Annotated in this window: 11 protein-coding genes and 2 pseudogenes; 2 read left to right on the top strand and 11 right to left on the bottom strand. The window is 68.6% G+C overall.

Annotated features, from left to right (window positions below):
• Positions 1-1,226: 1,226 nt before the first annotated feature.
• The 7 genes and pseudogenes from LZF96_RS05020 to LZF96_RS04990 all read right to left on the bottom strand — a co-directional run.
• A pseudogene (locus tag LZF96_RS05020) lies at positions 1,227-1,768 on the bottom strand (transposase family protein); the annotation flags it as partial.
• A 189-nt stretch (positions 1,769-1,957) separates the two neighbouring features.
• Entirely contained in the window at positions 1,958-4,243 is a 2,286-nt protein-coding gene (locus LZF96_RS05015; protein WP_233865978.1) for an excinuclease ABC subunit UvrA, read from the bottom strand.
• A gap of 35 nt (positions 4,244-4,278) precedes the next feature.
• Positions 4,279-4,761: a glutathione peroxidase gene (locus LZF96_RS05010; RefSeq protein ID WP_233865976.1), complete on the bottom strand. Its 483-nt coding sequence runs from the start codon at positions 4,759-4,761 to the stop codon at positions 4,279-4,281.
• A 171-nt stretch (positions 4,762-4,932) separates the two neighbouring features.
• Positions 4,933-5,763, bottom strand: a complete 831-nt coding sequence (locus tag LZF96_RS05005; protein ID WP_233865974.1) for an ABC transporter permease — start codon at positions 5,761-5,763, stop codon at positions 4,933-4,935.
• Positions 5,760-6,749: an ATP-binding cassette domain-containing protein gene (locus LZF96_RS05000; protein WP_233865972.1), complete on the bottom strand. Its 990-nt coding sequence runs from the start codon at positions 6,747-6,749 to the stop codon at positions 5,760-5,762. The genes LZF96_RS05005 and LZF96_RS05000 overlap by 4 nt, the downstream gene beginning before the upstream one ends.
• Before the next feature lie 74 nt (positions 6,750-6,823).
• Positions 6,824-7,807 (bottom strand): dTDP-glucose 4,6-dehydratase, encoded by a 984-nt coding sequence (rfbB, locus tag LZF96_RS04995; RefSeq protein ID WP_233865970.1) that lies wholly within the window; start codon positions 7,805-7,807, stop codon positions 6,824-6,826.
• A 21-nt stretch (positions 7,808-7,828) separates the two neighbouring features.
• On the bottom strand, positions 7,829-8,620 hold the full coding sequence (locus LZF96_RS04990) for a cytochrome P450 (RefSeq protein ID WP_233865968.1): 792 nt from the start codon (positions 8,618-8,620) through the stop codon (positions 7,829-7,831).
• Between LZF96_RS04990 and LZF96_RS04985 the strand changes: the two genes are divergently transcribed.
• Entirely contained in the window at positions 8,600-8,782 is a 183-nt protein-coding gene (locus tag LZF96_RS04985; RefSeq protein ID WP_233865958.1) for a hypothetical protein, read from the top strand. The two genes, LZF96_RS04990 and LZF96_RS04985, sit on opposite strands and share 21 nt — an antisense overlap.
• A 58-nt stretch (positions 8,783-8,840) precedes the next feature.
• On the opposite strand, the gene LZF96_RS04980 is transcribed toward LZF96_RS04985, so the two are convergent.
• From LZF96_RS04980 to LZF96_RS27270, 4 genes and pseudogenes are all read right to left on the bottom strand, one after another.
• Positions 8,841-9,392, bottom strand: coding sequence for a PadR family transcriptional regulator (locus LZF96_RS04980; protein ID WP_233865957.1), 552 nt, complete (start codon positions 9,390-9,392; stop codon positions 8,841-8,843).
• A gap of 318 nt (positions 9,393-9,710) precedes the next feature.
• The gene (locus LZF96_RS04975) at positions 9,711-10,775 is read right to left on the bottom strand and encodes a GNAT family N-acetyltransferase (protein WP_233866091.1); all 1,065 of its coding nucleotides are present in this window, start codon (positions 10,773-10,775) and stop codon (positions 9,711-9,713) included.
• A gap of 414 nt (positions 10,776-11,189) precedes the next feature.
• Complete coding sequence (locus tag LZF96_RS04970; protein WP_233865956.1) at positions 11,190-11,738, bottom strand: transposase; 549 nt, start codon at positions 11,736-11,738, stop codon at positions 11,190-11,192.
• Between the two features lie 71 nt (positions 11,739-11,809).
• Positions 11,810-12,214: pseudogene (locus LZF96_RS27270) on the bottom strand (winged helix-turn-helix domain-containing protein); the annotation flags it as partial.
• A 189-nt stretch (positions 12,215-12,403) separates the two neighbouring features.
• Between LZF96_RS27270 and LZF96_RS04965 the strand changes: the two are divergent.
• On the top strand, positions 12,404-13,585 hold the full coding sequence (locus LZF96_RS04965; protein ID WP_233865955.1) for a S1 family peptidase: 1,182 nt from the start codon (positions 12,404-12,406) through the stop codon (positions 13,583-13,585).
• Positions 13,586-14,075: the final 490 nt, after the last annotated feature.

Genomic DNA, 14,075 nt, shown 5'->3' with positions numbered 1-14,075 from the left:
GATGTGGCCGAGGAAGCCGTACGAGACACGGGGGCGGATGGTGCGGGTGGTGCCTGCCGCGTGCCCGGCGGAGTCGCCGGCCGCCGCGACCCGCACCCTGGCTGCCGACGGCTGGGAACCCCTCCCGGACACCAAGGAGTACCCCCGTGGCGGGCAAAAGTGGTGCGTCGGGATCCGGCGGACATCGAACTGCCCGCGCCGGCAGCCGGAGGGGCACACGCCCTGGATGTCGGCGCCCGCAGCGTGCACTGCGGGAACGCATACTTCGACTGCCACCAGTGGTACTTCTCCGTCTCCCGTTCCTCCACCGGCACCACCCGGTGGTGGGCCGTAGTCACCTGTTCCGACGGCAGTTACGGGACCTCGGGCCCGCACACCGGCTTTTGGAGCGTGCGGGTCCACTGCCCGCCCGGCACCACCCCGGTGCAGGCATGGGTGGAGTACACCCCTGAGCACCGCCCACACCCCGCCGGTCAACGATGGACTCCCCACCGGCCGGGACGATCCGAACCGCCCGGAGGACATGAACCAACGACCCGGGCAACACCAGGACCACCGCCACCCGACGATCGACATCACCGAAGCCATCCACCAGTGGACCCGACACCACGACTCGGCCGGATACGGCGTGATGCTCCGAGTCCCTGGGTGTCGCACATACGGCCGGTGGCCGGCCCTTGGGTAGGGACCGGCCACCGGTGAGGCGGGAGGGGCAACCACCGTGGCGGGGCCGGGGCCACTGCACAGCAAGGCACACGGCCTGGTAGCCGACCCCGGGCGGCCAGGGGGAGCAGTGGCGGCGCAGGCCCCGGGCACAGCGGTACCAACGCGGGGGTTTCTCTCCGAACCCGTCCGCACAGGCCGTTTCCGGTGACCGGGCCGGCGGGGGGCGCCGCCGGGAACGCCGTCGCGGCCAGAGCTCGTGCATGGGGTGGGCCAACGTGTTCGCCGAAGCGGAGCGGGGTCGGCGCTCGATTCGACCGTGTGAAGCCCGGCCCAGAGTCCATGGCGGTCAAGGGTGATGAGCGCGCAGCGTCGCCCGGGGCGGGAGTGAGCTGCCTGAGGATTTGCTCAACCCGGGGCAGGCCGATGCACGCCGCCGCGTCGAGCTCCCCCAGCCAGAAGTACCGGAAGGCGTGGGCGGGGGTTCGCGCTCGAGGCTCGGGCAACACCGTGTCGTGGGCCAGAGCGAAGATCAGCTCGGCCTCGTCGGGAACGAAGCGCTCGTCGATCCGCTCGCCGGTCTCTGCGTTGGTCGGGATGGTGGCATACCGGTGATGTCGCTTGAGCGCGAAGTCCTCCACGCCGATCACCCGCGGGACCTCCTGCCGGGGCAGCGACAGGCGCCGCAGATGGCACAGATGGCGCAACGCGGTACTGCGGGAAACGGGCACGGCCAGCAGGCCGGCGAGGCGTGCGGCCGCCCGGCCGCATACCTCCCGAGCCACCCGGGGTATCTGCCGGGCAAGCCGCACCGTGCGGCGCTGATGACGCTCCAGCAGTCCGGGAATCTGCTCACGGAAGGTTTGCCGCCGGCAGCCCGGGACCGGACAGACCAACCGCCGTACGCGTAGATGGACGACGGCCTGGTGGCCGTCGACCGGCACGTCCGTCACCGTCCTGCGGTGATACCCGTGCACCTTCGCCGTCGGCGTCCCGCACACCGGACACGGCACCGCGCCGCATCCCGGGTGCGGGCCGTGAACACCACAGCGCCACCGCTGTCCACGATGTCCTCGGCGACCAGCGCTGACAGCCCGGAAAACACGGCCACCATGAGGGAGTTGACATCCATCACCAGATCATGATTTCGGACGGCTACCCGGCGTCACCACCGACTACGGGCCAGAGCCGAACGTTTTACAGACCCGACCTCCGTGACTCCGCGGGTCCCTGCGGTGACATTCTGCCCGCAGGGACCCGTGACCACCGGTTGCCCGCACGGGGCCGGGGCCCTCTACCGCTCCCGGAAGAGCCTCAGGTGCTCTCCTGTGTGAGAGTGGGGGGTGCACGCGAGTTCGACCGGGGTGCCGGTGAAGACGATCTCGCCGCCCGTGTTGCCTCCCTCCGGCCCGAGGTCGATGACCCAGTCGACCTGCGAGATGACAGCCAGGTCGTGTTCGATGACGACGACCGTGTTGCCCCGGTCGACGAGCTGATTCAGAAGGCCGACGAGGTTGTCGATGTCGGACAGGTGCAGACCCGTCGTGGGCTCGTCGAGGATGTAGACGGTGCCCGTCCCGGACAGCCGGTCGGCCAGCTTCAGCCGCTGCCGCTCACCGCCGGAGAGGGTCGCCAGCGACTGGCCGAGGCCGAGATAACCGATGCCGGTCTCCCTCAGGGCGCCGGTCTTGGCCCGCAGCGGGCCCGAGAGGAAGAACTCCCCCGCCTCCTCGGCGGACATCTCCAGAACGTCCGCGATGTTCTTGCCGCGCACCCGGTGCTGCAGTACCGACTCCTTGAACCGGCGGCCCTCACAAACCTCGCAGTGGGTGGTGACCGGGTCCATGTAGGCGACCTCGGTGATGAGCAGGCCGCGGCCCTCGCACTCCTCGCAGGCGCCCTTGGAGTTGAAGCTGAACAGGCTGGGGTTCTCACCGCTGGCCTTGGCGAAGAGCTTGCGGATCGGGTCCATCAGCTTCAGGTAGCTCGCCGGGGTGGAACGGGAGGAACGGGGGATGGGCGACTGGTCGACGAAGACGGCGCCAGGGTACCGAGCGCGGAAGGCATGGGCGATCAGGGAACTCTTGCCCGCACCGGCCACCCCGGTGACCGCTGTGAGGACACCGGCCGGGATGTCGGCCGAGACGTTCTTCAGGTTGTTCACCGTGGCGTCGCGGATCGGTATCGTCCGCTCGAACCGGCGGGGATTCTCCTTGATCCCGCCGGTCCGGCGCAGTCCCTGTCCGGTGAGTGTGCCGGCCTCGCGCAGTTCCCGGTAGCCGCCCTCGAAGACGATCGTGCCGCCGTGCACGCCGGCCCGTGGGCCGATCTCCACGATGTGGTCGGCGACCGCCATGACGTCGGGGTCGTGTTCGACGACGAGGACCGTGTTGCCTTTGTCGCGCAGGGCGCGCAGCAGGTCGTTGAGACGGCTGACATCACGGGGGTGCAGGCCGACGCTGGGCTCGTCGAAGATGTAGGTCAGGCCGGTCAGTTCACTGCCGAGGTGATTGACGAGCTTGAGTCGCTGCCCCTCTCCGCCGGACAGGGTGGAGGTGGCTCGGTCGAGGGTGAGATAGCCGAGGCCGATGGCCTGGATCTGTTCCAGCGTCTCGATGATGGTGGTGACCAGTGGGGTGTCGAGGCGCTCCCGGAGCGCGCTGACCACGCCGACGAGGTCGCTGACCTGCATCCGGCACCAGTCGGCGATGTTGTGATCGTCGATCCGGGTGGCGAGCGCCTTCTGGTTGAGTCGGGCGCCATCGCACGTGGGGCAGACGCCCTCGGTGAAGAACTCGGCCGCCTTGTCACGGACGGCCTTGCTCATGCCTGCCGAGTCCCGCTTGAGGTGGCGGCGGACGAAGCTGTCCACCAGGCCCTCGTAGCGCAGCGCCAGTACGTTGCCGTTGGGGTAGGTCACCTCCACCGTCCCGGTGCTGCCGTGCAGCAGGGTGTGCATCTCCTCATCGGTGTAATCCGCGAGTTTCCTGTCGGCGTCGAGGGGCTCGTAGTTGGCGTAGAACTGCCAGTTGGCGCTGCCCACCGTGTAACCGGGCAGGAGAATGGCCCCCTCGGTGATCGACTTGTCGAGGTCGATCATCAGTTCGGGGTTGGGGCACCTGGCACGGCCGAGGCCCTCGCACTCGGGGCACATGCCCTTGGGGTCGTTGAAGGAGTAGAGCCAGGTCTGGCCGAGGCCGTCGTTGCCGTGATTGGCGAAGAGCACGCGCATCACGGTGTAGACGTCGGTGACGGTGCCGACGGTGGAGCGGGCGTTCCCCCCCAGGGGGCGCTGGTCGACCACCACGGGGGTGGTCAGCCTGGTGACGGCGTCCACGTGCGGCCGTTCGAACTTGGGGAGGTCATGCCGGATGTTCCAGGGGAAGGTGGCGTTGAGCTGCCGCTGGGCCTCCACGGCAACGGTGTCGAATACCAGGGAGGACTTACCGGAACCGGAGACGCCGACGAAGACCGTGATGCGGTTCTTGGGAATGACGAGGGAGACATCCTTCAGGTTGTTCTCGCGGGCACCGACCACCTGGATGCTCTCTTCGGTTTCGGATATCGGCGTCTGGTTCACGAATCATCCTCTCTGCGGCGTGCGGCTCGTGGGGCTCACCGAAGCTGCGCGCGAACGACCCGCAGCAGTTCGGGGTCCCGGGGGTCGACCGTGGGGCCGAATCGGCCCGCGGGTTCACCGGTGGACGAGACGAGGAACTTCTCGAAGTTCCAGCGCACGTCCCCGGTGTGGCCCTCCGCGTCGGCGAATGGGGTCAGGGCGGTGTAGAGGGGGTGACGGTTCGCTCCGTTGACGTCGATCTTCTCCGTGAGCGGGAAGGAAATCCGCTGAACGGAACAGAAGGCCGCAATTTCCTCATGGGTGCCCGGCTCCTGTTCACCGAACTGGTTGCAGGGCACCCCGATGACGGCGAGCCCGTCCTCCCGGTGGCGTTGGGTGAGTTCCTCCAGCCCGGCGCACTGACCGGCCAGGGCGCACTGGGAGGCGACGTTGACGATGAGCAGGGTGTGGCCGCGGTGCCGGGCCGGCAGGTCCTCTCTGCCGTTGAGTTCCGCGATGGCGATGTCGAAGACGGTCATGCCGTGCACGCTGGGTTCACCCGGTCAGGACGCACTCGACACCGCGTCGTGGGCGCCTCGGGCGCCGCTCGACCATTGGTCCGCAACGCCACGGGGCACGGGCCCCGATAACAAGGGGTGTGAGCCGGCGCGGGGGATCCAACCGGCTCACACCCCGGCCCGGGGTTTCGCCTACCGACTCAGGGCTCGATACCTGCGGACGGCCAGTGGGAAGAACATCAGGAAAATCACCAGTGGCCAGACGAAGGCCATGAGCATGGCGTGCTCGGCGATCCAGGAGGTTCCGCCGACCCCGGGGTTTCCGAACAGTTCACGGGTGGCATGGGCGGTCGATGACAGCGGGTTCCACTCGGCGATGGTCGCGAGCCAGCCCGGCATCATCTCCGGGGAGACAAAGGTGTTGGCGACGATGCCCAGCGGGAACAGCAGGGTATAGACGGCGGAGGTCGCCTCGGGGGTGCTGATGATCAGGCCGAGGTAGATGCCGACCCACAGCAGGGCGAAGCGGAGCAGCAGCAGGAGCCCGAAGGCGGCCAGCGCCGGTCCGAATCCGTCGTTCCAGCCCCAGCCCGCGATGGTTCCACAACCCATGAGGACAAGCAGGACCACGGTGCTGTAGAGCATGTTGACGATGCTCTGCCCGATGACGACCGAGGCGGCGGACATGGGCATGGAGCGGAACCGGTCGGTGACGCCCTTGGAGGCATCGGCGGTGACGCCGGCCATGGTCTCGCCGATACCGAAGGCCATCGCCATGACGAACATGCCGGGCATGAGGAACTCCATGTAGTTCCCACCGCCCTCGACCTGCATGCCGCTGCCGAAGATGCCCCCGAAGAGCAGTACCATCAGGATCGGGAAGGCGAGACCGGCGAGGATCTGGGTGGGGTTGCGCGCCCAGTGAGCCAGTCCGCGCAGGGTGAGTGTCCAGGAGTCCGCGAGGACCCAGCCGAGCTTGGCCAGGGGGTTCCCGGGCAGTTCGGGCATGACGATCGCGCTCATGGCTGGGCGGTCTCCTTGAGGCTCGGCTCGGCTGACGTAACCGTCCCGTTTCCGGTCAGGTGCAGGAACACCTCGTCGAGCGAGGGCCTGCGCAGGGCTATGTCCTCGGCCTCGATCCCCGCTTCGTCGAGTTCCCGGGCGACGGTGGTCAGGGCGGCGACCCGGTCCTCGACGACGGCACTGACGCGCCGGTTGTCGGAATCCGTCTCGGGCTCGGACCGCAGCAGGGTGCCCATCAGGCGGGCGGCGCGCGGTACGTCATGAGGCCTGCGCAGCACGATGTCGATCCGGTCACCGCCGATCTTGTTCTTGAGCTGGTCGGGAGTGCCGGTCTCGACCACCCTGCCGTTGTCGATCAGGGAGATCATGTCGGCCAGTTGATCGGCCTCCTCCAGGTATTGGGTGGTCAACAGGACGGTGCGCCCCTCGGCGATCAGGCCGCGGACGGACTCCCAGACATCGTTACGGCCGCGCGGATCGAGCCCGGTGGTGGGCTCGTCGAGAAAGAGCACGGACGGGGCGAGGATGAGGCTGGCGGCGAGGTCGAGGCGTCGCCGCATACCGCCGGAGTACTGCTTGACCGGCTTTCCCGCGGCCTCCGTGAGCCCGAAGCGCTCCAGCAGTTCGTCGGCTCGCTGTTGGGCTTTGCGTTTGCCGATGTGGTACAGGCGGCCGAACATCACCAGATTCTGACGGCCACTCAGATCCTCGTCGACGGCGGCGTGCTGTCCGAGAAGCCCGATGCTGTAGCGCACCCGGGCCGCTTGGGAGGCGATGTCGTAGCCGGCGACGCGAGCCGTTCCCTCGTCGTGCTTCAGCAGGGTGGAGAGAATGCGGACCGCGGTCGTCTTCCCCGCGCCGTTCGGGCCGAGCAGGCCGTGGACGACGCCTCGGGGTACCTGCAGGTCGAGTCCGGCTAGGGCCTCCTTGTCGCCGTATTTCTTCTTCAGAGCTTCGGTCTGGATCGCCAGGTCGGCGCCGCCCATGCCCACCCTTTCTCTGGTTGCTCAAATTTGGATACCCAGTGAGCATAGGGCAGGGCGGTCGCCATATACAAGTTTTAGTATCCCCGGACCCCGGAGCCCTGCCGAATGCCCCAGTGGTCACTGTGGGCGGCGTACCACTCGACCGTCTCGCGCAACCCGTCCTCCATCGACCGGCGCGGTTCGTAACCCGGCTCCCGGCGGATCTTGGTATCGTCCACCGCGTAGCGGAAGTCGTGCCCCTTACGGTCCGCCACCTGCCGCACGAGGTCCCAGTCGCGCCCGCACAGGGCGAGCAACCGGCCGGTCATCTCCCGGTTCGTCAGGTGCGTTCCCCCGCCGATGTTGTAGATCTCCCCCGGACTGCCGCCGTCCAGCACCAGCCGCACGGCCCGGCAGTGGTCGTCCACGTGCAGCCACTCGCGGAGATGGGAACCGTCCCCGTACAGCGGGACGGTCCTGCCGTCGAGGAGCCGGGTGACGAACAGTGGTACCAGCTTCTCGGGATGCTGTCCGGGGCCGTAGTTGTTGGCGCACCGGGTGATGCGCACGTCGAGACCGTGCGTGCGCCAGTAGGACCGGGCGATCAGGTCGGCGGCGGCCTTGGAGGCCGCGTACGGGGAGTTCGGCAGCAACGGCTCCTGCTCCGTCCAGCGTCCCTCGGCGATCGAGCCGTACGTTTCGTCCGTGGAAACCTGGACGAACACGCTCGTCCCGTGCCGCAGCGCCGCTTCGAGCAGCGCCTGCGTGCCCAGCACGTTCGTGCGCACGAACGCCTCCCCGCCGGCCACGGACCGGTCCACGTGCGACTCCGCGGCGAAGTGCACCACCGCTTCGTGGCCGGGCAGGGTTCGGTCCAGAAGCACCGTGTCGCAGATGTCGCCGTGCACGAAGGTCAGCCGCTCGTGGTCCACGGGCAGGTTGTTCAGCGTCCCCGCGTAGGTGAGCTTGTCCAGGACGGTCACCCGGTCGCCCTCGTGCCCGGGGTATCCACCGCCGAGCAGCGTCCTGACGAAGTGCGAGCCGATGAATCCGGCCGCACCGGTCACCAGTATGTTCACGCCTCTCCCGTCCTCGTTCCCTCAGCGTGCCACCGGCGCCGACCGATGACGCGCGGTCAGCTTTTCGAGTGTGGGGACCACTTCGTTCGGGCTCGGTGTCGACAGCACGGCCCGACGCAGCCGCCGCGCCCCGTGGCTGAACGAGGGGTCGTCGAGCACTCGCACGAGCTTGGCACGCAGAACGTCGGCGCTCAGGCCGTCGGAGGGCAGGTGCAGCCCCGCGCCGAGTTCCTCGATGCGCTGGGCCCGGTAGATCGCGTCCCACATCCAGCCGAGTGCCACCTGTGGCACCTCGGCGGTCATGTGCAGGCCGGGCCGGAGTTCGGTGAGGACCCGGATCGCGGCCTGCGTCTGGATCCACACCAGCGTCTCGGCGACCGGGGCCGCGACACCCCCGAGTGGCATCAGGGCGCGGTCGCCGTCAGCGCGACCGGGGTCGAACATGTTCGGGTCGGCGAAGGCATCCGGGTCGCGATTGGCGGCGTCGATCAGCACCACCACGCGCCGGCCCTCCTCGATCGTCTTACCGTCCAACTCCACACGCTCGCGGACGATACGACTGTCGAAGCGCAGTGGCGGCACCAGGCGCAGGGCCTCGCGCACCGCGGCATCGACCAGGCCGGGCTCCCGCCCGATCCGCTCCCACTGCCCGGGCTGGTCCAGGATGACCCGTACGGCGTTGCACACGGCCGTGGCGGTGACCTCCACACCCACCACGACGGCCAACACCCCGACGGCGACGGCGTCCTGCGGGGAGACCCCGGTGAGCCCGGCGAGACCGGTGGCCCGGCCGTGGGCAACCAGGCCGGTCAACTCCTCACAGAGGCCGGTCACAGCCGCCAGGAGCGCCCGGGTGGTCATCAGCTGCTGCGGGCACCGGCCGGCGTCCAGGGCGGTGGCCGGGCCCGCGTGCAGCTCGGGGAGCCGCTACCGGCTCTCGGTGGGCAGGCCGAGCACGTCGGCCACCACGCGTAGAGCGGCGGGCACGGCGAAGTCCCGGTCAACGGTTGGAAGGGGCCCCCGTGGGGTGCGGCTACTCCCCCGCCATGACGTACGCGCCCGCCTCCAGGCGTTCGATCAGGGCCCTGGTCCAGTCCGCCTGAGCGGCCGCGCTGTGCTCCCACAGGCCGAGGAGTTCCCGGATGTGGGCCCGCTGCGGCTGCTCACCGGCCGACTGGTCGACCTTGGCGATCAGCTCCCCCTGCTCGGCCGAGAGCGACGCAATGCGCTCGCGCAGCAGGCCGATCGCCTCCTCACGGGTGAGGGCGGGCAGCAGCACCAGCGCGGCTCCGAGCATGACCGGTCGGTTGTTGCCCTGGCGCAGGGCGTCCCGCAGCAGCCGGAAGAACTCCTCCTCGCCCATGGGCACGATCTCGTAGTCGACCCTGCCGGGCCAGTCCGGGATGTCGGTCGACTTCAGCAGCCCTTCCTTGGCCAGCTGCCGCAGGGCGTGGTAAATGGAGCCGAACTTGATGTGCGCCCATTCGTCGGCGCCCCAGGAGAGCAGTTCGGAGCGGACCAGATAGCCGTGCGCCCGGCCGTGCATCCGCACGACCCCCAGGACGAGCAATCTCGTGGCTGACATCGTCTCCCTGCTGTATCTCCCTCGCGGCACGGGCCGGGACCCGGCGCTCCGCCCGTCGGCCGGTCCTCGCCGGCTGCTCCCACCGTAGTACATGACCTGCTGTTCTCCGGGGTGCGGGGAAACCGCTGGAGGCCCGTGGGCCGCCTCCGGTCGAGCGCCGCTGCAACAAGCTCTCGACTCCCGTACGGGGTGACGGGCCGAGGGTGGAGACCATCCAAGACGGGGCGTTCGCCGGAACAGGGCTTGGGATGCGGGTACTTTTCACCACCTTCACCACCAAGTCGCGCATGCACGCGCAGGTGACACCGGCCTGGGCTCTCAGACCAGTTCTGTGGCGGGCCGGACGAGTTCGTCGAGCACGCTGAGACACGCCGGTGCAGGTGCACTGACGGCGGAGAGGGTTTTACTCCAGCGCGGCCGGTACTGGTCCTTGTAGGCGTGCTGGCCCGGGACGGTGCGGCCCAGATCGAGGTATTCGTATCCGGCGGTGGTCAGGTCGTGTGCGAGGTGGCGCAGGAGGGCGTGACCGGGAGCGAGGTCTTTGTACTGGGGGTGTATGGCCGGCACGACGGAGTAGGCTCGGCGATGTCGTGTCAGGCAGAGTTGGGCGGCGACGATCTCGTCGTCCACGGCGAGGGTGGCGATGAACGCCATGCTGGTGCCGCAGCGCTTGAGCACAGCCGGCCAGTGGGGTGCGCCGGGGGTGTGGGGCGTGCCGGCAGGCGGGGTGTGGCCGGCCCAGCGGTGGGCGTGCAGGCGGGCGAGAACGGTGTAGGCGGTGAGCAGTTCGTCGTTGTCGTGGGTGCGCCGGTAGGTCACCTTGCGGTGTTGGGCGAGTTCGTCCCAGGTGCGTTGGCGTCGTTTGTGATCACGTCGGGTCGAGCGGGACATCTCCTCATAGGCGAGAGGCAACGGGATTTCGGCGCAGTCGGTGGCGCTGGTGTGCCAGCGTCCCGGACGAGCAGGGTCGGTGGACATGAGGTGTTGGGCAAGGACACTGTCCGTGGGCAGGCCCGCCATGTCGATGTGACGGCCCTCAGAGGCCCGCCCCTCGAGGTATCGGGCCAGGGACGCCGCCACCTGCGGGTTCTCGGCTGCCGGGCCCACGGCGCGGACGTACTCCCCCATCGGCGTGGACAGGGCATATGTGCGCCGCCCGGTGTCCCCCTGGTCGCGGGCCAGCGGTAGAGCGGCCAGGGCCTGCCGAGCAGGGCCCTCGCACAGGGCTACGACCAGATGTGAGGTGGGTGGGAGCTGTTGTGCCCACCCGATGAGCCACGCCGGTGACTGGTAGGGGGTCGCCTGCGGGTCCTGCCGGTACAGCTCCGCCCACGACGACGCCATGAAAGCGCCGGCAGCGGACCCTTCCAGCACACGCACCATGAGATTCAAGATCGCCTACTTCTCCTCCGGGCGTCTGCACGCCGCCGGGACCACATCATCACGTCATCCGGGTGGCGACTCGCCGTATCAAACCTGAATTCACCCGAACGGGCACGTACGGAACGACGATCCCCGAGCGAGGCCACCCTCGCGAAGACGAACAGCTGCACCTTGGCCGCGTGTCACCCGTCCGCAGCCGGTCGCCGTGGTGCCGCGGCGTTCTGATGATCCGAGTGCTTTGCGTCAGCGTCTGGAAGAGCTCAATACTCTGTCGCTTGAGCCGGGCCCGGACGAGCAGTCCCTGGTGGAGTTTCGGGAGAACGTCCGCATCGTGATGAAGGAACATTTTCCCACCGGGTAGGGGGCCTCCCCCGAGTAGCGGACACGCCGATATTGACTTTTATCGACATATCACTAAACGATGTCTGATGCGTATCCGGTGTGCGGGGCCCGGAAGTATCCCCTGACGCGGTCGGGGAGTTTCTGGCTCCCGTGGAGGATGCCGCGGGTTGAGGCCTCCGGTTGGGCCCGGTTGTCAAGGACCTTGTCGACGAGTTGGCGTTTGAGATCGGCGTTGACGAGTTCATCGGGGTTGAGGTGTGGCGCGTGGGGCGGCAGGAAGTGCAGTTCGATGGAGTCGGCGTGCTCGGCGCCCCATGCGTTCGCTTTTTTGGAGCGGTGAACGGGGTGCCGGTCCAGGATCAGGTGGATTTTCTGTTCGGGGAAGTTTCCGATCACCCGGTTGAGGAAGGTGATGCAGGTGGTGGTGAAGCGGTCGGCGAAGACGGTGAAGTGCATGGCGCCCCGGGTGGAGATCACCAACATGGCGTTCACGCCGCACCGCTGTCCGGTGCGGGCCACGATCGGGGTGTTCCCCCGCTCTCCCCGGGTGCGGTCGTGGACCTGATCGGAGCGGATCCCGACCCGGGCGGCGAACATGACCAGCGAGTTCTCGGCCGCCACGCGGGCCCGGATCGCCGGATAGGTGGTACGCGTCCACTCCTCGACAGCGGCGGGGGGGTCTCCCGGGCCCTGCGGTCGGGCCTTTGGAACGACAACCCCATCCGATCCATCAACTTGCACAATCCGCCATGGGAGAACCGCACCCCGAAATGACGGTGCAGGAATTCATTGACCTTCTTCGTCGTCCACAGCATTCCACCGGGACCGAACTGCTCGGGACGATAGTCGATGATGGCCTGCCGAACGGCGGCCTCCTCGCTCTCCGACGGGAACCGGTGCGATCCAACCTTCCGCCCGGGCTTCCCGGACCGCAACGCCTCCACCCCGCCGCCATCACGACGAGTTCTCCACCGACCGATCGACTTGGTCGACACCCCGAACACCCTCGCCGCCCCGGCCACCGACAATCCCGCGTCGATCGCGGCCATCACCCGCATCCGCACGGCCTCCTGCCGAGCCGGCGAAAGCTTGCGCATGTCCCCACCGAAGCCATCACCCTCGTGTCCGTACTTCGGCCCAACCGGCCCGACCACCCCGGAAGTTCCGGAACTTCCCGCACTGGACGCGGACTCCTCGGCGCTCCTAGGCTCCCGTTGGGTTCGAGAGCGCTCCCGGCCTTCGCTGTTCCACCCCCACCGAGGGAACAACAGAAGGGCACCACCCCCATGTCTCGCACCGTGTCCCGCAGCAGGATCACCCGACGCACCGTCGGTGCCGGCCTGTCCACTCTGCTCCTCGCCGCCGCTCTGGCCGGAGCCGGTACCACCAGCGCCATTGCGGCGCAGGAGGTCGCGACGCAGGAAGAGGTCGTCGCCCCCGGCCTGCTCGCGGCGATGCAGAGCGACCTCGGCCTCACCGAGGAACAGGCCCTGGCCCGGCTCGCGTTGGAGGCCAACGCCGGCGAACTCGTCCCGCTCGCCGAGGAAGCCGCCGGTGATTCCTTCGCCGGCAGCTGGTTCGACCCGGTCTCCGGCGACCTCATCGTCGCCGTCACCGATAACAGCGCCGTCGCAGCGGTCGAGGAGATCGGCGTGGCCACCGCACACGTCACCCACACTGCCGCCGAACTCGACTCGGTGAAGACCGAGATCGACAAGCTGGCGGACAGCGCCCCCGTCGGTGTCGCGGGGTGGGGCGTGGACGTGCGTGCCAACGAGGTTGTCATCCGGGTGGTCGAGAAACACACGGACAACCCCGCCGTCCAGGACTTCCTGGCCGATGCCGGCGTCGCCGGGCCCATCGGCGTCGAAACACTCGGGGAACCGATCGTCACCCACGCCGCCGGCATCGTCGGTGGTGATCCGTTCTACGTCGGCAACGCGCGTTGTTCGATCGGTTTCCCGGTACACGGCGGTTTTGTCACCGCCGGACACTGCGGCACCACGGGCTCGGCCGTCCGGGGCTGGGACAACACCCACATCGGCCAGGTCCAGGGGCGGGTATGGCCCGGCAGCGACATGGCCTGGGTCAACGTGGGCAGCGGCTGGTGGACCGTGCCGGTCGTCCTGGGCTGGGGCAGCGTATCGGATCAGCTGGTGCGCGGTTCCTCTCCCGTGGCGGTGGGGTCCTCGATCTGCCGTTCCGGTTCCACCACCGGTTGGCGCTGCGGCACCCTGACCGCGGTCAACCAGACGGTGCGGTACTCCAGCGGTGAGGTCGCCCACGGCATGTCGTTCAGCTCCGCCTGCAGCGCGCCGGGCGATTCCGGCGGTTCTGTCATCGCCGGTGACCAGGCCCAGGGTGTCCACTCCGGTGGCAGCGGCAGCTGCGAGGGCACCAGCATGACCGTTTTCAACCCGATCAATCCGATCCTTCAGCATTACGGCCTGACGCTGCACACCGCCTGACCGACGGCACACCACGCTTCCCCGACGCTCCGGGAGCGCGATCGGGTGCTCGCGGATACGGTGCGGAAGGTGGTGGGGACACGGCACCCCGGGGCCCGGTGGAGTCTTTCTCCGCCGGGCCCCGGTGTCCGGGGCCCGGCGGAGCGAAGACGAAGAAACCGGCATCCTCTGCGTGTGCTCCTTGTGACACCACGCGGTCGGCCACGGTGCGCGGTCGTACCGATCCGGCCGATCGCCGAGTGAGGTCGGGCGGGGAAGCACGGCGGTCGCCCCGAACCCCGGGATCACCGGCGGGACGTCCGGTTCCGATATCGGTCACAGGCCGGGTCCCGGTCGGGTACGGCTGCGTCATCGGGAACGCCGTCACGGCCGTGGGCGGCACCAATCGGGAACCCCGTCCCGCGCCCCCGCCGGTGTGGTCGGACTCCGGTTCCGCTCGCTCCGTTGGTCGCGCTGTCATCGACAACCCTCCCTCTCGCTCTTCGGTGGG

It is taken from the genome of Streptomyces sp. ST2-7A (genome assembly GCF_021390475.1).
In the GTDB taxonomy this organism is placed as follows: domain Bacteria; phylum Actinomycetota; class Actinomycetes; order Streptomycetales; family Streptomycetaceae; genus Streptomyces.
The sequence above is the reverse complement of the archived record's forward strand: the minus strand, read 5'-3'. Positions and strand labels throughout refer to the sequence as shown.